This window comes from Streptomyces sp. MS19, assembly GCF_047200595.1.
Lineage (GTDB): Bacteria > Actinomycetota > Actinomycetes > Streptomycetales > Streptomycetaceae > Streptomyces.
On sequence record NZ_JBJZOH010000008.1, the window covers coordinates 68,277 to 84,145 of the forward strand.

Annotated in this window: 21 protein-coding genes and 1 pseudogene; 14 read left to right on the top strand and 8 right to left on the bottom strand. The window is 68.7% G+C overall.

The genetic code is table 11. The features are described 5' to 3' along the window. Positions 1-3: 3 nt before the first annotated feature. From ACL02R_RS10985 to ACL02R_RS10995, 3 genes and pseudogenes are all read right to left on the bottom strand, one after another. Positions 4-138: pseudogene (locus ACL02R_RS10985) on the bottom strand (NUDIX hydrolase); the annotation flags it as partial. Between the two features lie 118 nt (positions 139-256). Then, entirely contained in the window at positions 257-526 is a 270-nt protein-coding gene (locus ACL02R_RS10990) for a cupin domain-containing protein (protein WP_412796670.1), read from the bottom strand. A gap of 131 nt (positions 527-657) precedes the next feature. Continuing rightward, positions 658-1,059, bottom strand: coding sequence for a RidA family protein (locus ACL02R_RS10995; RefSeq protein ID WP_412796671.1), 402 nt, complete (start codon positions 1,057-1,059; stop codon positions 658-660). Positions 1,060-1,160: 101 nt separating this feature from the next. Between ACL02R_RS10995 and ACL02R_RS11000 the strand changes: the two genes are divergently transcribed. The 9 genes from ACL02R_RS11000 to ACL02R_RS11040 all read left to right on the top strand — a co-directional run bounded on the left by ACL02R_RS11000 (position 1,161) and on the right by ACL02R_RS11040 (position 7,634). Continuing rightward, on the top strand, positions 1,161-2,135 hold the full coding sequence (locus tag ACL02R_RS11000; RefSeq protein ID WP_412796672.1) for a helix-turn-helix transcriptional regulator: 975 nt from the start codon (positions 1,161-1,163) through the stop codon (positions 2,133-2,135). A 307-nt stretch (positions 2,136-2,442) separates the two neighbouring features. After that, positions 2,443-2,583 (top strand): hypothetical protein, encoded by a 141-nt coding sequence (locus ACL02R_RS11005; protein ID WP_412796673.1) that lies wholly within the window; start codon positions 2,443-2,445, stop codon positions 2,581-2,583. After that, positions 2,567-3,409, top strand: a complete 843-nt coding sequence (locus tag ACL02R_RS11010; protein ID WP_412796674.1) for a helix-turn-helix domain-containing protein — start codon at positions 2,567-2,569, stop codon at positions 3,407-3,409. The genes ACL02R_RS11005 and ACL02R_RS11010 overlap by 17 nt, the downstream gene beginning before the upstream one ends. A gap of 130 nt (positions 3,410-3,539) precedes the next feature. Beyond that, entirely contained in the window at positions 3,540-3,812 is a 273-nt protein-coding gene (gene tgmA / locus ACL02R_RS11015) for a putative ATP-grasp-modified RiPP (RefSeq protein ID WP_412796675.1), read from the top strand. Next, on the top strand, positions 3,812-4,774 hold the full coding sequence (gene tgmB, locus ACL02R_RS11020) for an ATP-grasp ribosomal peptide maturase (protein ID WP_412796676.1): 963 nt from the start codon (positions 3,812-3,814) through the stop codon (positions 4,772-4,774). The genes tgmA and tgmB overlap by 1 nt, the downstream gene beginning before the upstream one ends. Then, a complete protein-coding gene (gene tgmC, locus ACL02R_RS11025) occupies positions 4,771-5,910 on the top strand; it encodes an ATP-grasp peptide maturase system methyltransferase (protein WP_412796677.1) in 1,140 nt (379 codons plus the stop codon). The genes tgmB and tgmC overlap by 4 nt, the downstream gene beginning before the upstream one ends. Positions 5,911-6,083: 173 nt before the next feature. Then, a complete protein-coding gene (locus ACL02R_RS11030; protein ID WP_412796678.1) occupies positions 6,084-6,296 on the top strand; it encodes a hypothetical protein in 213 nt (70 codons plus the stop codon). Beyond that, positions 6,259-6,798, top strand: a complete 540-nt coding sequence (locus ACL02R_RS11035; RefSeq protein WP_412796679.1) for a DUF6879 family protein — start codon at positions 6,259-6,261, stop codon at positions 6,796-6,798. Before ACL02R_RS11030 ends, ACL02R_RS11035 begins: the two co-directional genes overlap by 38 nt. Continuing rightward, positions 6,795-7,634 carry a helix-turn-helix domain-containing protein gene (locus ACL02R_RS11040; protein ID WP_412796680.1) on the top strand — a complete coding sequence of 280 codons (840 nt, stop codon included), beginning with the start codon at positions 6,795-6,797 and terminating at the stop codon, positions 7,632-7,634. The genes ACL02R_RS11035 and ACL02R_RS11040 overlap by 4 nt, the downstream gene beginning before the upstream one ends. 127 nt (positions 7,635-7,761) lie before the next feature. Here the strand turns inward: ACL02R_RS11040 and ACL02R_RS11045 are convergent, their stop codons facing one another. From ACL02R_RS11045 to ACL02R_RS11060, 4 genes are all read right to left on the bottom strand, one after another. Next, complete coding sequence (locus ACL02R_RS11045) at positions 7,762-7,953, bottom strand: hypothetical protein (protein ID WP_412796681.1); 192 nt, start codon at positions 7,951-7,953, stop codon at positions 7,762-7,764. An 11-nt stretch (positions 7,954-7,964) separates the two neighbouring features. Then, a complete protein-coding gene (locus ACL02R_RS11050; protein ID WP_412796682.1) occupies positions 7,965-8,816 on the bottom strand; it encodes a helix-turn-helix domain-containing protein in 852 nt (283 codons plus the stop codon). A gap of 167 nt (positions 8,817-8,983) precedes the next feature. Continuing rightward, the gene (locus ACL02R_RS11055) at positions 8,984-9,175 is read right to left on the bottom strand and encodes a hypothetical protein (protein WP_412796683.1); all 192 of its coding nucleotides are present in this window, start codon (positions 9,173-9,175) and stop codon (positions 8,984-8,986) included. Between the two features lie 11 nt (positions 9,176-9,186). Beyond that, positions 9,187-10,038: a helix-turn-helix domain-containing protein gene (locus ACL02R_RS11060; RefSeq protein ID WP_412796684.1), complete on the bottom strand. Its 852-nt coding sequence runs from the start codon at positions 10,036-10,038 to the stop codon at positions 9,187-9,189. Positions 10,039-10,247: 209 nt separating this feature from the next. Between ACL02R_RS11060 and ACL02R_RS11065 the strand changes: the two genes are divergently transcribed. The 3 genes from ACL02R_RS11065 (at position 10,248) to ACL02R_RS11075 (ending at position 13,326) form a co-directional block, all read left to right on the top strand. Next, positions 10,248-10,805 carry an ATP-binding protein gene (locus tag ACL02R_RS11065; protein ID WP_412796685.1) on the top strand — a complete coding sequence of 186 codons (558 nt, stop codon included), beginning with the start codon at positions 10,248-10,250 and terminating at the stop codon, positions 10,803-10,805. Between the two features lie 450 nt (positions 10,806-11,255). Next, positions 11,256-12,707, top strand: a complete 1,452-nt coding sequence (locus ACL02R_RS11070) for an NAD-dependent malic enzyme (RefSeq protein WP_412796686.1) — start codon at positions 11,256-11,258, stop codon at positions 12,705-12,707. Positions 12,708-13,044: 337 nt separating this feature from the next. After that, positions 13,045-13,326: an HU family DNA-binding protein gene (locus ACL02R_RS11075; protein ID WP_052848357.1), complete on the top strand. Its 282-nt coding sequence runs from the start codon at positions 13,045-13,047 to the stop codon at positions 13,324-13,326. Between the two features lie 90 nt (positions 13,327-13,416). On the opposite strand, the gene murA is transcribed toward ACL02R_RS11075, so the two are convergent. Further along, positions 13,417-14,736: a UDP-N-acetylglucosamine 1-carboxyvinyltransferase gene (murA, locus tag ACL02R_RS11080; RefSeq protein WP_412796687.1), complete on the bottom strand. Its 1,320-nt coding sequence runs from the start codon at positions 14,734-14,736 to the stop codon at positions 13,417-13,419. A 171-nt stretch (positions 14,737-14,907) separates the two neighbouring features. On the opposite strand from murA, the gene ACL02R_RS11085 reads away from it, so the two are divergent. Beyond that, positions 14,908-15,465 (top strand): YqgE/AlgH family protein, encoded by a 558-nt coding sequence (locus ACL02R_RS11085; RefSeq protein ID WP_362961879.1) that lies wholly within the window; start codon positions 14,908-14,910, stop codon positions 15,463-15,465. 11 nt (positions 15,466-15,476) lie between these two features. Beyond that, complete coding sequence (locus ACL02R_RS11090; protein WP_412796688.1) at positions 15,477-15,779, top strand: DUF3039 domain-containing protein; 303 nt, start codon at positions 15,477-15,479, stop codon at positions 15,777-15,779. Positions 15,780-15,869 lie beyond the last annotated feature (90 nt).

Consider the following 15,869-nt stretch of genomic DNA (forward strand, 5'->3'; position numbering starts at 1 on the left):
GGAATACACACCCACCAGGTAGTCGCCGATCTGCCGGCGCATGCTCGGGTGGATGTCGTACCGGTCGAGGCCGGCGGGCCGGACGTACCGCACGCCGTCGGCCTCGTCGTTGGCCGTGGGCTCGCCGCTCACGGGGCGGCGGGGTCGTGGTGGTACTCGGTCCTGCCCATGGCCTGCCGGTCCACAGTCGCTCGGATACCGCACCACCCGCCGTCACCGTGATCCGGACGCGGGACGGCGGATTCGCGGCAACGCCTCATCCGCCGGAGCGGACGGCGTGGCGTGCGCCCGCCGGTATCCGGTACATCTCGTCCGCCGCGACGGTGACTTCGGTGCCCTCCACCAGCAGTTCAAGCCGCCCGTCGAGCACGAGCAGCACCTCGTCGGCCCCGTGCGCCTCCTCCTGGACCGGCGTGCCGTCCATGCGCAGGACCTTCACACAGGCCGTTCCCACCCGCCCGAGGGAACGGGAACTCCAGGCGGTCGGCAACGCGGCCGCCGTCCTCGCGACATCGTTCGCACCCATCGCGTACCTCCCGGCAGCGGATGCTGGGAAGCTGTCCGAGCGGGGGCGGCCGTTGGGAGACCGGTTGGCAGAACCTTCCGCCGACGGCTCCGTCCGGACCGGGCGACGGGCCCGGCCCGGACGCGGGCGGGTCAGGGGCGGACGGCCACGGCCTCCACCTCGAACAGCACGTCGGGCGCGGCCAGGCTCGCCACGCCGATCAGCGTCTGCGCCGGCGGCCGGGCGCCCCACGCCTGCGCCACGGCCCCGGCGATCGGCCCGAGCTTGCTGACGTCGTGGTCCACCACGTACGTCCGCAGTTGCACGACATGGCTCAGGCCGAGCCCGTGTGCGGCGAGGGCGACGCCGATGTTGTGGAACGTCCGCTCGACCTGCTCCGCGAAGCCGGCCGAGACCACCGCGCCGTCCGGACCCGACCCGTACTGGCCCGCGACGAGCACCAGTTCCCTCCCCGCCGGGACGACGGCGGTGTGGCTGTAGCCGAACGGGACCGGGTCGTGCAGACCCTCCGGGTTGACGAGGGCGTGTGTCATGGGAAGCACCTTTCCTGGGCGACGGAACCTCCGTCGTCGCAGGTCAGCCTCCCAGCGCATACGTGACACCCTCTGTCGTGTATCGCCGGTAGGTTCTCCCCATGCGCGCCGACCGGTTGGTAACGCTGGTGCTTCTGCTGCGGCAGCACGGGCGGCTGTCCGCCGCCACGCTGGCCCGCGAGCTGGAGGTGTCCACCCGCACGGTGCTGCGCGACATCGACGCGCTCTCCGCCGCCGGTATCCCCGTCTACGCCGAACGCGGCCGGCACGGCGGCTTCGCGCTGCTGCCCGGCTTCAGGACCGAGCTGACCGGGCTCAACCACGACGAGGCGCTCGCCCTCCTCGTCGCCGGGTCGCGGCGCGGCGCGCAGGTGTTCGGCCTCGGCTCGGCGCTCGCCTCGGCGATGCTCAAGGTGGTCGACGCGCTCCCGGAGAGCCACCGGGACACGGCGGCCGGGGTCGCCGAGCGGTTCCTGATCGATCCGGGGACCGACCTCCTCGCGCGCCGCACGGCCGCCGAGGACGTGCCGGACGCGATCGTGGGCGAGGTCAGGAGCGCGGTCCTCGCCGGGCACAGGCTGCGCATCCACTACGCGGCCCTCGACCAGCCCCCGCGCTGGCGCACCGTGGACCCGATCGGCCTGGTGACCGTCCGCGAGCAGGGCTACCTGCTGGCCACACGGTCCCGCGAGGACCGCACGTACCAGCTGGCCCGCGTCCTGGCCGCCGAGGAACTCGCCGAGCCCGCCCGGCGCCCCGCCCGCGTCGACCTGGACCGGCTCTGGCGGGAGCGCAGCACGCGCTTCCGCACCGGCGGCGACCAGGTCACCGTACTGCTCCGCGTGGACCCGGCGCGGCTGAAGGACCTGACGGACACCGCACTGACCGTCCGCGCCGAGGCGACGGAGCCGGACGGCCGGCTGCGTCTCGAAGCAACCTTCCAGGACGCACGCCACGCCGAATGGGCGGTATGGCAGCTCGCCACCCACGCAGAAGCCCTGGCCCCCCAATGGCTACGCGCATCCCTCCACACCCGCGCCACCACCCTCGCCGACCGCTACGGGACGTCTCCGTGAGGACAACTCCACTGCGACGCTTTCTCGAAGCCGACTTCGACAGAAAGCGTCGCACTGGAGTCGTCGAACAGCGAGGGCGGCGGAGCGCGCCGGTCGAGCCGGGAGACATGGCCAGGGACCGTGGGATGCTCTGTTCGGCCCCCCGGCCCTCTACGGGTGCTGATCGGGAGAACTTGCAACTGGCGAGTCAGGTCCCCGGCTCATGCAATATCGCGCATAGTCGCGTTCGTACATGGACGTTCCTGCATGTCCCCCCGTACTGTTCGGAGCAGTCGGGTTCAACAGAACCAGATCGACGGTCGTGCTCATGCATTACGCCGAGGACGGAACGCAGCAGAGCCGCGAACTGTACGACAGTGATCCTGCACCGTTCCTCACGTATCAGCGCATCGCGGTCACTGAATCGGTGCCGTTCAGGGAGTACGTCGACAGTGGCCATCGAGCCTGACCAACTCGACCAGTCAGGCCGTGAACTGGCGGCCATGCTCAAGCGGCTACGCCGACAGGCCGGGCTCTCAGGGGCCCGGCTTGCCGCGCGTTGCCACATGTCCCAGTCGAAGATCAGCAGGATCGAAGGCAACAAGTCCCGCCCTTCCCTGCTCGACGTGGAACAGATCCTCCGTGCGCTCGACGCCACACCGGCGATCGCGGCAGAGGCGATGGCCCTTGCACGGATCGCTCAGACCGAGTGGCAGGATGGCAGGGCACTGCGCCGCAAAGGACTGGACAAGAAGCAGCTGCAATTGGCTGGACTTGAAGCGTCATCGAGTGTGTTCCGCTACTTTCTGCTGTCCATGATCACGGGATTGCTCGCGACACCCGCTTACGTACGGGCGAGCCTCGGCGACGCCCCCGCGGATCAACAGGCGAAGGCCGCAGCCTTGAAGCTGGAGCGGCAGAGGGTTCTCTTCGACCGCTCGAAACACTTCACCTTCTTGTTGACCGAGATGGCCGTTCGCTATCCCTTGGTACCCCGAGGAGAGCTCGCCGTACAGATCGACCATCTCGTTTCGCTGAGTCGGCAGCCGAACATCCGTATCGGGGTCCTTCCCCTGGGCACCTGTCTAGGGCCCGGCGCGTTGAATACCTTCACCGTCTACGACGAGGCTGTCGCCACGGCTGAACTTGATCTCGGCGCCATAGTTTTTCGGGACAACCGCGACGTGCGGCACCTCATCGAAAGGTTCGCCAGATACGAGGAGTCGGCTCTGTTCGGCGGCGAAGCACGCGCGCGACTGGCGGATTGGGCGGCAGCCTGCCGCGGTGAATTTTAGTCGAGGACAGGCATAGAAGGTCATTTCCCCGGCGGATGGGGGATCGTCACTCACGAGCGGACGAAGTCTCACCAGCGCCAGGGAGTACCGGTGCCGGGGGAGCCGCGCACTTCAAGGAGGTACCGCACAGATGACCCAGACGCCCGCACCGTGGGGCACCCGACGGATGGGGCCGTACGCGGCCACCACTGCGGTGCAGCAGTGCACACCTGTGATCGACCCCAGGACGCAGATCGCCGTCATCGTGGACGAGCAGGGCCGCACGGTCGAGCTGGGTGCCCACGGCACCAGCACGAGCGGACTGACGCCCACCTCGACCAGCCCGGGTGACGGGTCCGGGCCGGGCGGCGCGACCGACGCGGACAGCACGGAATCGTACGACCAGGACCAGAGCGCCGGCTGATGAGCGACAGCAGGCCGGTGCTGGTGCTGACCAACCCGTACGACGTGACGGCGGATCTCGTGCTGCGGCTTCTCGCCGAACGCGAGGTCCCCGTGGTCCGTCTCGATCCCGGCGCCGACCTGCACACGGATGCCTCGCTCACTGCCACGTACGGAGCGGGCGGCCAATGGGGGACTCTGCGCACGCCACACCGGGAACTCGATACCAGCCGCGTCCGGTCCGTCTGGGTGCGCAGACCGTCGCCGTACGAGGGACCGCGCGGACTGGGCGGCCAGGACCGCCGCTTCGCCGCCGAGCAGACGCTGTGGGGTGCGGGCGGTGTGCTCGCCTCCCTGCCCGGCGCGCACTACGTGAATCACCCCTGGCGCAACCGTGGCGCCGAGTTCAAGCCCGCGCAGCTTTCGGCCGCGCAACGCTGTGGGTTACGGGTGCCCGCCACGGTGATCACCAACGACCCGGGCGAGGCGCGAACGTTCGTCGCCCGGCAGCCGGGTGGAGTGGTCTACAAGCCCGTGAGGAACACTCCCTATCGCGTGGACGGCCGACCGCAGAGCGTCTGGGTCCGGGAGGTGCGCGGGGCCGGGATCACCGGAGCCGTATCCGTGTGCCCGCACATGTTCCAGATCAAGGTGGACAAGGTATTCGATGCCCGGGTGACCGCCGTGGGCGACCGGCTGTTCGGAGTGAGGATCGACAGCCCCGATCTCGACTGGCGCCGCCGCCAGGACGCGATGACGTGCACACCGATCGATGTTCCCGAGCCGATCGCGCATGCGGCACTGCGCTATCTCAGCGAACTTGACCTGCTCTTCGGCGCGTTCGACTTCGCCGTCACCGCCGCAGGCGACTGGTACTTCCTGGAATGCAATCCCAACGGCCAATGGGCGTGGCAGCCGGCGGAGACCACTGCGGACATTGCCCATGCCCTTGCCGACCAGTTGGAGAAAGGCCCCGACACATGACCACAGCGACTCGGCTCCGCGCCGCACTCGTGGACAGAATCATCGAGAACGGCGGCCTCACGGAGCCCGAGTGGATCGGTGCAGCGAGGGCGGTGCCCCGGGAGCTGTTCGCGCGGTCGTTCTTCCTGGCACTGCCCGGCACCGTCCCGACCCGCTACCGGCCTGTCCGGGAAGGCGAGCCCGGATGGCTGGAGGCGGTCTACTCCGACGGAACACTGATCACGCAACTCGACGGTCGGCTGAGGCCCGATGACGTGACGGGCGAGGTGACCGGCTCTCCGTCGTCCTCGTCCACCCTGCCGTCCCTGGTCCTGAGCATGTGGCAGCAACTCCGTGCCGAGGCCGGTCACCGGGTACTGGAGATCGGCACAGGAACCGGGTACTCGACCGCGCTCGGTGCGCACCGTTTCGGCGACAGCAGCCTGACGAGTATCGAGTACGACCCGGTGGTGGGCGGAGCTGCGGCCGCGGCGCTCAAGGAAGCCGGTTCGGCGCCCAGGCTGATCATCGGTGACGGACTGCGCGGCGACCCGGACGGCGGTCCGTACGACCGGCTGATCGCGACATGCTCGGTCCGGTACGTCCCGCTTCCGTGGCTGCACCAGGTACGGCCGGGCGGGAAGATCCTCGTCACGCTCTCCGGGTGGAGCTACGCTCACGCCCTGGCACTGCTGGATGTGACCGGCCCCGGCGAGGCCACGGGCCGGTTCCTGCCCGGCACCACCAGTTTCATGATCGCCCGGCCGCACGACCGCCCGCCCCGCCCGGCCCTGGCCCTGCTGCCCGGGGACGAGCGTCCGAGCCGGATCGACCCCGCGAAGCTGGACGACTGGACCGGCGGTTGGGTCGCACAACTCGCCGCCTCCTCGGCCGAACGCTTGGGCGCGGGGGCCGAACAGGTCCTCTGGGACGTGTCCACCGGCTCACAGGCCCGCACGGCACGTGCCCCCGGCGGCGGGTGGACCGTGGTCCAGCGCGGGCCCGTCCGCCTGTGGGACCGGGTCGAACGGGCCGTGCAACGCTGGCAGGCCGCCGGTGAACCCCACCAGGAGGCGTTCGGCCTCACGGTCTCGGCAGCAGGTCAGCGGGTCTGGCTCGGCAGCGAGGCCGGCCCCGGCTGGAACCTGCCGATCTGACCGGGGGAGGCGCAACACCGCCTACGACAACGGAAGTTACAGAAGGTGGTCGGCCTTGCGGGCTGTTTATTCCAAGACACGAATAGTCGGCGTTCCGTCATAGACACCTCTCCTCCACACGCTTAGCGTCGTCCCCGAGGGTCGGGAAGCGCCCGGCCGGGAGAGGGCAAACGGTGGCGGGCGGAGAGCGCCTTACCCGTCTCACGGGTACGGTCGGCGGACCGAACTGTGACGATGACGACTGCCCCAACGTGTACGCCACGGAACACGGCACGTTCGTGGTCCAGGGCGACGCTTACGGAGGCTTCACGGTGCCGGACGGCGAAGGACTCGTAGAGATTCCCGAGCATGTTCTCCGGGAGGCTGTGCGTGCTCTCGGATGGTGAGTGGCGGGAGGTGTTCGATGCCTTCCAGCATGATGCATGGCGCTTTGAGGCCCAACCGACGTACACCATGCCGCGCGAGACGGAGAACGTCGCCCGCTTTCTGCGGGGTGAAGACAAACCCGCTGACCACAACGCGAAGTGGCACACGCGTGTGCGGGCATACCGCGAAGCAGGCAAGAAAATCGGGCGCGTACGCATCGTGCGACAGCCACTGACGGACTACCAGCGGTACCAATTTGCGTGGGGTGTCCCGGGAAACATGGCGGCGGGTGAGGATATCCGAATCCTGGATGTCACGCACGACGACTTCGGCCTTCCCGTCGCCGGGCAGGACTGGTGGATGTTCGACGAGTCCACCGTCGTCCACCTGAACTTTCGGCCGGACGGGACGCAGATCGGCCGCGAGATGCACAAGGGCGACGTGGAAGAGTTTCGCTCCTGGAAGCGTGCGGCTCTCGCTGCGGCAATCCCGTTCGCCGAGTATATGAAAGAGCGTGGGTGACGCTTGATCCTGAACAGTTGGGCCGGTCGAAGGCTGACCTAGCTGAAGCTCTGCGCGACTTGCGCAAGCGAGCCGGTCTCACTGGTGACCGGCTCGCTAAGCGTTGTGCCATGAGCCAATCGAAAATCAGCAAAATCGAAACGGGTAAAACGACAGCTTCGCTCATGGACGTCGAACGCATCGTGCGAGCTGTGGGGGCTCCTCCGGAGCTTGTCAGCGAGGTCATGGCCCTGGCCAGGATGGCCAACACCGAGTGGCAGGACAAGCGTTTCTCTTGGCGCAGGGGCCTTGAGAAGCGTCAGGCGGAGCTGGCGGCGCTGGAATCAGAGTCAACGGAAATGCGCTACTTCCTGCCCTCCATGCTGACCGGCCTTCTGGCCACGCCCGAGTATGTGAGGGCCAGTCTCACCCACTCGCCGGGAGGCAAGTCCAAGACTGTTGCTCGCAAGTTGGAGCGTCAAGCAGTCCTCTACGACAGATCGAAGCGATTCACTTTTCTGCTCACTGGGCAGGCCATCAGATGGGCTGTCGTTCCCCCTTCGGCGATGGCAGTACAAATTGATCGGCTAGCATCGCTTTCCCGGCTGCCCAACATCGGGATCGGCGTAGTTCCGGACGGGGTCACCATCCCGCGCGGACCGTTGAACACTTTCACTATTTACGACGATCGCCTGGTGACTGCCGAAACTTTTACGGGAAGGATCGTTTTTCAGGACAGTCGCGACGTGGCCCAGCACCGAGAAGTATTCGACATGTACGCCACTTTCGCGCTCTACGGGGACGATGTCCGTGAGTATCTGGATGTGCGCGTGCAGTCTCTCTTGCGTGATCTTTAGGTGTCAATGAAAGTAAGCAGCATATGGAACCTTGTTCGCATATTGCCGTGCAAGGCGAAGGATGGCGAGCAACGCTCGCTCCGGAGACGTTTCACGGGGCGGAGGCGCTGTGCCGCCTCCGCCGGCGTTACAGGAGATGGTCGGCCTTGCCCGCCTTGATGTCGAGGATCAGGTTACGGAGCGCTTCCCGCGAGTCGGTGAGCGGCTGGTCTTCCTCCCCGGCGACGGCGATGTACCCGTTGCCCTCGGCGTCCGTGCCGAGGCGGAAGCAGTTGTTTCCTTCTCCGCAGAACGGTTCTTCCCAGTTGATGTCGGCCATGAGGTCGCCCCCTATCGGGTCGTGCTCAGTGACAGCAAGAAGTCCTTTGACTCACTGGTGCTGTAGGAAACCTTTTCCATCCAGTTCAGTTGCGAGCCGTACAGGTCGAGCTGCGTCGGGAGGTGGAGGAAGTCCGGGCCGTGCGCTGTGTCGAGCTGCACGGTGTCCAACTCGGCGACGACTCCCTCGGCGTAGACCATCGCCTGCCCGGCGCCGGGCAGGGCGCCCGAGGAGAACGGCACCACCCGTACGTCTACGTTCGGCAGTTCGCTCATCTCGCACAAGTGGCGCAACTGTGTGCGCATGACTTTCGCCGGGCCGTATTCGATGCGCAGGGCCGCTTCGTGGACGAAGGCTGTGTAGGCGATCGGCTCGGCACGGTGGAGGATCTGCTGCCGTTGGAGCCGGAGCGCGATGCGCAGTTCGATCTCCTGATCCGGCAGGGGCGGCAGGAACGCCGCGTTCACCGCTCTCATGTAACTGTCGGTCTGGAGCAGTCCCGGCATGTGGAGGAACGTGCCGCACCGTACCGAGACGGCGTGCCACTCCATCTCGGCGATGTCGAGCAGCCCGGCCGGGACACGGGCGCGATACATCTCCCACCAGCCCTGCGCGGGCGGTCCGGCCATGGCCGCGAGTGCCTCGACGTACCGCTCGTCCCGGCAGCCGTAGTGGGTCGCCAGGAAGCGGACCCGTTCGGGAGTGATGGCCCGCACACCCGTCTCGACGTTCGCGATCTTCGTCCGGTCCACACCGAGCAGGTGAGCGGCGAACTCGGTGGTCCGGCCCGCAGCCTTCCGTATCCTGCGCAGCTCGGCGCCGAGCCGTTTCTGTTGTTCGCTGGGGGCACTCCGTGGCGGCATGGCGGCTTCTTTCAGGTGACGAGGTGCGGCAGTGTGCCGAAGCTGGGCGCAGCGCCCCTCTCGGCGGCGGCCGACAACTTTGAGTGGTGCCGCGCTTCACCCCTGACGGGGGCGAAGTGCGGCACCATGCCAGGAGGAAGGAGTGACGCCGCTTCTTCCCCTGGGCGTTACAGCAGGTGGTCAGCCTTGCCTGCCTTGATGTCGAGGATGAGGTTGCGGAGCGCTTCGCGGGTGTCGGTGAGCGCATGTTCCTCCTGCCCGGCGACGGCGATGTAGCCGTTGCCCTCGGCGTCGGTGCCGAGGCGGAAGCAGTTGTTTCCCTCAGCGCAGAAGGGGTCTTCCCAATTGATGACTGTCACGGTTGAGCTCCTCATAGATCGTGCACGATGCTCCGGATGAAGTCTCTCGAAACGTCTGGAGGAAGGCTCTCCTTGTCCATCCAATCCAAGTGAGCTCGATACTTGGCCAATTGGCGCTCAGCGTGCATGAACTCCGGGCCGTGAGCGGAGTCGAGCTGTGCTGTGTCCAGTTGCGGCACGGGGCCCTCCGCGTAGAGCAGCGCATGTCCGGCTCCGGGAAAGCTGCCGACTGCCACCGGCACCACGCGCACAAGCACGTTGTCCCGTTCGCTTGCCTCGACCAGTGCCTTGAGCTGGTCCCTGGTTGCCTCGCGTCCGCCGAAGAGCATCCGGAGCGCGGCTTCGTGAACGTAACCCAGGTACTTGACCCGGCGGTCCCGTGTCAGCACGCGTTGCCGGTCCATCCGATGCGCCACGCGGAGTTCGACTTCGAGCCGTGACAGGGCGGGCAAGCCTGTCGAGAAGATGCTGCGGGCGTAGTCCTCGGTCTGGAGGAGGCCAGGCACGTGGATCGTCTGGATGGTCTGAATCCGGCTGGCGTGCCACTCCATTTCCGCAACGTCCAGCAGGCCGGGTGACAGTCGGCCTCGGTACTCGTCCCACCACTGTGGCTGTGGCGGTTCGGTGAACTCCAGCAGCGCGGCGAGATAGCGATCGTCCATGCACTCGCAGTGTGTCGCCAGCGTGCGCAGGCGCTCGGCGCTGATGTTCCGGATGCCCGATTCGATGTTCGAGACCTTGCCGCGATCGACTCCGAGCAGCCCGGCGACGTACTCCGCCGTGAGCCCGGCGTCGGTCCGCATCTTCTTGATCTCGGCGCCAAGTCGGCGCTGCCGTTGCGTGGGTGTGGTGCGGGGTGGCATCCGGCCCCTTTCTCGATGGTGCGCGATCAAGTCTGCCTTCGAGGCGAACACTTATCCACGGGGTAAGAGTTTCACTGTCAGGGTGGTAAGTGTGGCACCTCTTGCTCTACCTTAGGTGATGCCGCGTTCACGTACAGCGAGAGTGAAGCCTTGCGCGAGCGTGGCCGCTGTTCGTAGCCCATCCACCGCGCCAGTGAGCGGAGTTGTCCATGTACGAGAACGCCCCCACGCCCGTACCGGTCACGCAGGGGACCGTGCCGCGGGTCTTTGATCCGTTCAGCCTCAGCCCGGCCCCGACCGTCACGCAGTGTCCGCCGCCGCGGCCCGATCTCCGTGAGCCGTCGCCGCTCAGCCTCCGGTACGGGCTCACCCTGCCCTCGGCCGCCGCCACGCCCAGCGTCGCGCAGGAGTCGGCGGAGATCATGTGCGACATCCACGGCGTCGGCGCGGAGATGGTCGAACCGGCGCTCGATCTCGTCTACGAGCTGGCCGCGCACGCCTGCCGCTTCACGGCGGCGGGGCAGGTGATCCACCTGGCGCTGCGCTGCACCGGAAGCGCGTTCGAAGTCACCGTGCACGACGCGCACGCCGCCCACGCCCACCGCCACCTCGCCGCCGTCTGCGACTGGCGGCGCGCGACGTCGCTCGTGGACGTCCGCAAGCTGGTCGAGCACCACAAGGGCGGCTGGGGCTACGGGGCCGCCGCGCCGTACGCCGCCGGGACGTGCACCTGGGGAACGATCCCCTACGCCCGGGAAGCCGCCTGAACGAGGCGGCGGGGAGCGGTCGTTCGGCCGTCCCGGCGAGGACACGCGGTGACGGCCGTGAACCCGCTGTCAACGGCCTGACCTGCGGTTTGTGGCCGGTTGACCTTCGGGCTGAGTGCGGTAGCCTGGAAGAGGCGCCGGCCCGATTCCATGCCCCCGGGCCCAACCATAGTCGCTACGAGCGACCCCTTGCCGCGAGGCGAGCTGGCGGGCCGGCGTCCTTACTCTTCTCCTCCGCGGTGCTTCCCCCGCGTCTGCGTACCCCTTCGTACAGGTCTCCGGTCCTCGCCGGCCGGACGGTGCCGCGCGCCGTGTTTCCTGTCGGTTTCCCACCTGTTCGTCCCGGGCTGTCCCGGTCGTGGTGCCCTGGCTTTCCCGTCCGGCCGTATCTCTCGTATGGTGACAAGGTTTTCGGGGGCGTTTTCTGGAAAGCGAAGGAAGTTATCGGCCATGGCAACGGCGCCCAGCGTCTCGTACTCGATGACCGTCCGTCTTGAGGTGCCGGCCAGCGGCACGGCGGTCAGTCAGCTCACCACCGTGGTCGAATCCTCCGGCGGATCGGTCACCGGTCTCGACGTCACCGCCTCCGGGCACGAGAAGCTCCGGATCGACGTGACCATCGCCGCGACCTCGACCGCGCACGCGGACGAGATCGTCCAGAAGCTGCGGACCATCGAGGGCGTCGCCCTCGGCAAGGTGTCCGACCGCACCTTCCTGATGCACCTCGGCGGCAAGATCGAGATGTCCTCCAAACATCCGATTCGCAATCGCGACGATCTCTCCATGATCTACACACCGGGCGTCGCCCGCGTCTGCACGCAGATCGCCGCGCACCCCGAGGACGCCCGCCGCCTCACCATCAAGCGCAACAGCGTCGCCGTCGTCACCGACGGCTCCGCCGTCCTGGGCCTGGGCAACATCGGCCCGCACGCCGCGCTGCCGGTGATGGAGGGCAAGGCGGCCCTGTTCAAGCGGTTCGCCGGGATCGACGCCTGGCCGCTGTGCCTGGACACCCAGGACACCGACGCGATCGTGGAGATCGTCAAGGCCATCGCCCCCGGCTTCGCGGGCATCAACCTGGAGGACATCTCCGCGCCGCGCTGCTTCGAGATCGAGGCCCGGCTGCGCGAGGCCCTCGACATCCCCGTCTTCCACGACGACCAGCACGGCACCGCCATCGTCGTCCTCGCCGCCCTGCACAACGCGCTGCGCGTCGTCGGCAAGCGCCTGGAGGACGTCCGCGTCGTCATGTCGGGCGCCGGCGCGGCCGGGACCGCCATCCTCAAGCTGCTGATCGAGGCGGGTGTGCGGCACGCCGTCGTCGCCGACATCCACGGCGTCGTGCACGCGGACCGCGCCGACCTGGTGGACGCGGACAGCGACTCGCCGCTGCGCTGGATCGCCGACAACACCAACCCGGAGGGCGTCACCGGCACCCTTCGCGACGCGATCGCGGGCGCGGACGTCTTCATCGGCGTCTCGGCCCCCGACGTGCTGGACGCCTCGGACGTCGCGGCCATGGCGGACGACGCCGTGGTGTTCGCGCTCGCGAATCCGGACCCGGAGATCGACCCGGCCATCGCACGCCAGACGGCCGCCGTCGTCGCCACCGGACGCTCCGACTTCCCGAACCAGATCAACAACGTCCTGGTGTTCCCCGGAGTCTTCCGCGGCCTCCTGGACGCCCAGTCCAGGACCGTCAGCATCGACATGATGCTGGCCGCCGCGCGGGCCCTCGCGGACGTCGTCGGCGAGGACGAGCTGAACGCGAACTACATCGTGCCCAGCGTCTTCAACGAACGCGTCTCCGGCGCCGTCGCCGGGGCCGTCAGGGAGGCCGCCCAGCAGGCGGACACCGCCCCGGCGCCGCTGCCGGGCCCGGCCGAGACCGCCGGGGCCTGACCGGTTTCCGACCCCCCGCGCACGCGCGCCCGCGTACGGTGACGCGTGCGCGGGCCGCGCGTGTCGCGTGCGGCCATCCGGCGGCGAGTCGGTTGCCCGGCCCGTCCGGCGGCCCCGTAGGGTGGCCGGGAGGCAACGGCCTCGGGGACCGTCACCGCGGCGTGGCGTGGACGCTCTTCGTGTGACCCCCCTCGGCGCGGATTGGCCTTCGCGCCACTCGTGGGGGCAGGATGCGTCCGGGCGCGAGGGAACCAGCGCGGCAGACCCGGGTCCAGGGACTGTCAGTGGGTCCTGGCAGCATCGCAACATCGGCAAGTTGAACACGGGAGTACGTAATATGAACCGCAGTGAGCTGGTGGCCGCTCTGTCGGAGCGCGCCGAGGTGACTCGGAAGGACGCCGACGCCGTGCTGGCGGCCCTGGCCGAGACCGTCGGGGAGGTCGTCGCCAAGGGCGACCAGAAGGTCACCATTCCCGGCTTCCTGACCTTCGAGCGGACGCACCGCGCCGCCCGCACCGCCCGTAACCCGCAGACCGGCGAGCCGATCAACATCCCCGCCGGGTACAGCGTGAAGGTCTCGGCCGGCTCCAAGCTGAAGGAAGCCGCCAAGGGCCAGTGACGACGTGACGTCGCGGTGAACAATCGCCAGGGGTGACCCCCTCACCAGGGGGTCACCCCTTCGTCATGTCCCCGGGTGCGGCAGGTCACCTCAAGCGCGTTCGACCTTGGCGCCCAGGTCCTCCAGCTTGTTGACGAAGTTCTCGTAGCCCCGGTTGATCAGCCCGATGCCGTGCACATGGGACGTCCCCTGCGCGGCCAGGGCGGCGATCAGGTACGAGAAGCCGCCCCGCAGGTCCGGGATGACCAGGTCGGCGCCCTGGAGCGTCGTGGGGCCCGAGACGACGGCCGAGTGCAGGAAGTTCCGCTGCCCGAAGCGGCACGGCGTCCCGCCCAGGCACTCGCGGTACACCTGGATGTGGGCGCCCATCTGGTTCAGCGCACTCGTGAAGCCGAGCCGCGACTCGTACACCGTCTCGTGCACGATCGACAGACCGGACGCCTGCGTGAGGGCCACCACCAGCGGCTGCTGCCAGTCGGTCTGGAAGCCGGGGTGCACGTCCGTCTCCAGCGCGATCGCGTTCAGCGGCCCGCCCGGGTGCCAGAAGCGGATGCCCGCGTCGTCGATCTCGAACGCGCCGCCGACCTTCCGGTACGTGTTCAGGAACGTCATCATCTCGCGCTGCTGCGCGCCCCTGACGTAGACGCTGCCCTTGGTCGCCAGGGCCGCGCTCGCCCAGGAGGCGGCTTCGAGGCGGTCGGGCAGGGCCCGGTGCGTGTAGCCGCCGAGGCGGTCCACGCCGGTGATGCGGATGGTGCGGTCCGTGTCCAGCGAGATGATCGCGCCCATCTTCTGGAGCACGCAGATCAGGTCCTCGATCTCCGGCTCCACCGCCGCGTTCGACAGCTCGGTGACGCCCTCGGCGAGCACCGCCGTCAGCAGCACCTGCTCCGTCGAACCCACCGACGGGTACGGGAGGCGGATCTTGCAGCCGCGCAGCCGCTGCGGCGCCTCCAGGTACTGCCCGTCCTCGCGCTTGTCGATCGTCGCGCCGAACTTGCGCAGCACGTCGAAGTGGAAGTCCACCGGACGGCCGCCGATGTCGCAGCCGCCGAGGCCGGGGATGAACGCGTGCCCCAGCCGGTGCAGCAGCGGGCCGCAGAAGAGGATCGGGATACGGGAGGACCCCGCGTGCGCGTCGATGTCCGCCACGTTCGCGCTCTCGACGTGCGAGGGGTCGAGGATCAGCTCCCCGGCCTCGTCGCCGCTGCGGACGGTCACGCCGTGCAACTGGAGCAGGCCGCGCACGACCCGCACGTCCCGGATGTCGGGGACGTTCCGCAGGCGGCTCGGGCCGCTGCCGAGCAGCGCCGCCACCATCGCCTTGGGCACCAGGTTCTTCGCCCCGCGGACCCTGATCTCCCCCTCGATCGGGGTGCCGCCGTGGACAAGAAGTACGTCGTCGGTCATCGAACTCACGATCTCTGGGTGGGTGCGGGGGCCCCGATTGCTCGGAACGGTGATCCGTTTCGAAATGGTAGTGGTCCTGAGCGCGCCATGGTATGACCGGCCGCCGGGCCGCCGTGCGGGGCCGTGAGGTCGGCCCTCCCGTCTACCCCCGGGATGCGGAATCATGGGCGCATGACCGAGGAGTCCTCCCTCACCGGGCGGTTGCTGGTGGCCACTCCGGCCCTGTCCGACCCCAACTTCGACCGCTCCGTCGTGCTCCTGCTCGACCACGACCGCGAGGGGGCACTCGGCGTGGTGCTCAACCGGCCGACGCCCGTCGGCGTGTCCGAGGTGCTGGAGGCCTGGGCGGAACTGGCCGTCGAGCCCGGCGTCGTCTTCCAGGGCGGACCCGTCGCGCTGGACGCGGCGCTCGCGCTGGCCGTCGTACCGGGGAAGGGCCCCCTCGGCTGGCGGCGGGTGCACGGGTCGATCGGCCTGGTGGACCTCGACGCGCCGCCCGAGGTGCTCGCGGCCGAGCTGGGCAGCCTGCGGATCTTCGCCGGGTACGCGGGCTGGGGCCCGGCGCAGCTGGAGCGCGAGCTGGACGAGGGCGCCTGGTACGTCGTGGACTCGGAGCCGGGCGACGTGTCCGTGCCGCGCCCCGAGGGGCTGTGGCGGGCCGTCCTGCGCCGGCAGCGTGGCTCCCTGGCCCTGCTCGCCACATACCCGGAGGACCCGTCGCTGAATTAGGCTTGGGGTCCATGAGCACTCTTGAGCCCGAACGCGGAGCGGGCGCCGGCACCCTCGTCGAGCCCACCCCGCAGACGACGCACGGCGACGGCGACCACGAGCGCTACGCCCACTATGTCCAGAAGGACAAGATCATGGCGAGCGCGCTCGACGGCAGCCCCGTCGTCGCGCTCTGCGGCAAGGTCTGGGTGCCGGGACGCGACCCGAAGAAGTACCCGGTCTGCCCCATGTGCAAGGAGATCTACGAGTCGATGGGCTCGTTCGGCGGCGGTGGCAAGGACGGGAAGGGCGGCAAGGGCGGCGGCGGCAAGTAGCCCGCCGCCCCTCCGCTCCTCCGCACGCCGTACCCCGCGCGCGGTCTCCGCACCGCGCTCCGCCGCGCCGCCCGTCCTCGCGGTCCCGCG

Coding starts and splice junctions, on each gene's coding strand:
- ACL02R_RS10990 (WP_412796670.1), bottom strand. CDS start 526: ATGGGTGCGAACGATGTCGCGAGGACGGCGGCCGCGTTGCCGACCGCC.
- ACL02R_RS10995 (WP_412796671.1), bottom strand. CDS start 1,059: ATGACACACGCCCTCGTCAACCCGGAGGGTCTGCACGACCCGGTCCCG.
- ACL02R_RS11000 (WP_412796672.1), top strand. CDS start 1,161: ATGCGCGCCGACCGGTTGGTAACGCTGGTGCTTCTGCTGCGGCAGCAC.
- ACL02R_RS11005 (WP_412796673.1), top strand. CDS start 2,443: ATGCATTACGCCGAGGACGGAACGCAGCAGAGCCGCGAACTGTACGAC.
- tgmA (WP_412796675.1), top strand. CDS start 3,540: ATGACCCAGACGCCCGCACCGTGGGGCACCCGACGGATGGGGCCGTAC.
- tgmB (WP_412796676.1), top strand. CDS start 3,812: ATGAGCGACAGCAGGCCGGTGCTGGTGCTGACCAACCCGTACGACGTG.
- tgmC (WP_412796677.1), top strand. CDS start 4,771: ATGACCACAGCGACTCGGCTCCGCGCCGCACTCGTGGACAGAATCATC.
- ACL02R_RS11035 (WP_412796679.1), top strand. CDS start 6,259: ATGTTCTCCGGGAGGCTGTGCGTGCTCTCGGATGGTGAGTGGCGGGAG.
- ACL02R_RS11045 (WP_412796681.1), bottom strand. CDS start 7,953: ATGGCCGACATCAACTGGGAAGAACCGTTCTGCGGAGAAGGAAACAAC.
- ACL02R_RS11050 (WP_412796682.1), bottom strand. CDS start 8,816: ATGCCGCCACGGAGTGCCCCCAGCGAACAACAGAAACGGCTCGGCGCC.
- ACL02R_RS11060 (WP_412796684.1), bottom strand. CDS start 10,038: ATGCCACCCCGCACCACACCCACGCAACGGCAGCGCCGACTTGGCGCC.
- ACL02R_RS11065 (WP_412796685.1), top strand. CDS start 10,248: ATGTACGAGAACGCCCCCACGCCCGTACCGGTCACGCAGGGGACCGTG.
- ACL02R_RS11070 (WP_412796686.1), top strand. CDS start 11,256: ATGGCAACGGCGCCCAGCGTCTCGTACTCGATGACCGTCCGTCTTGAG.
- ACL02R_RS11075 (WP_052848357.1), top strand. CDS start 13,045: ATGAACCGCAGTGAGCTGGTGGCCGCTCTGTCGGAGCGCGCCGAGGTG.
- murA (WP_412796687.1), bottom strand. CDS start 14,736: ATGACCGACGACGTACTTCTTGTCCACGGCGGCACCCCGATCGAGGGG.
- ACL02R_RS11085 (WP_362961879.1), top strand. CDS start 14,908: ATGACCGAGGAGTCCTCCCTCACCGGGCGGTTGCTGGTGGCCACTCCG.
- ACL02R_RS11090 (WP_412796688.1), top strand. CDS start 15,477: ATGAGCACTCTTGAGCCCGAACGCGGAGCGGGCGCCGGCACCCTCGTC.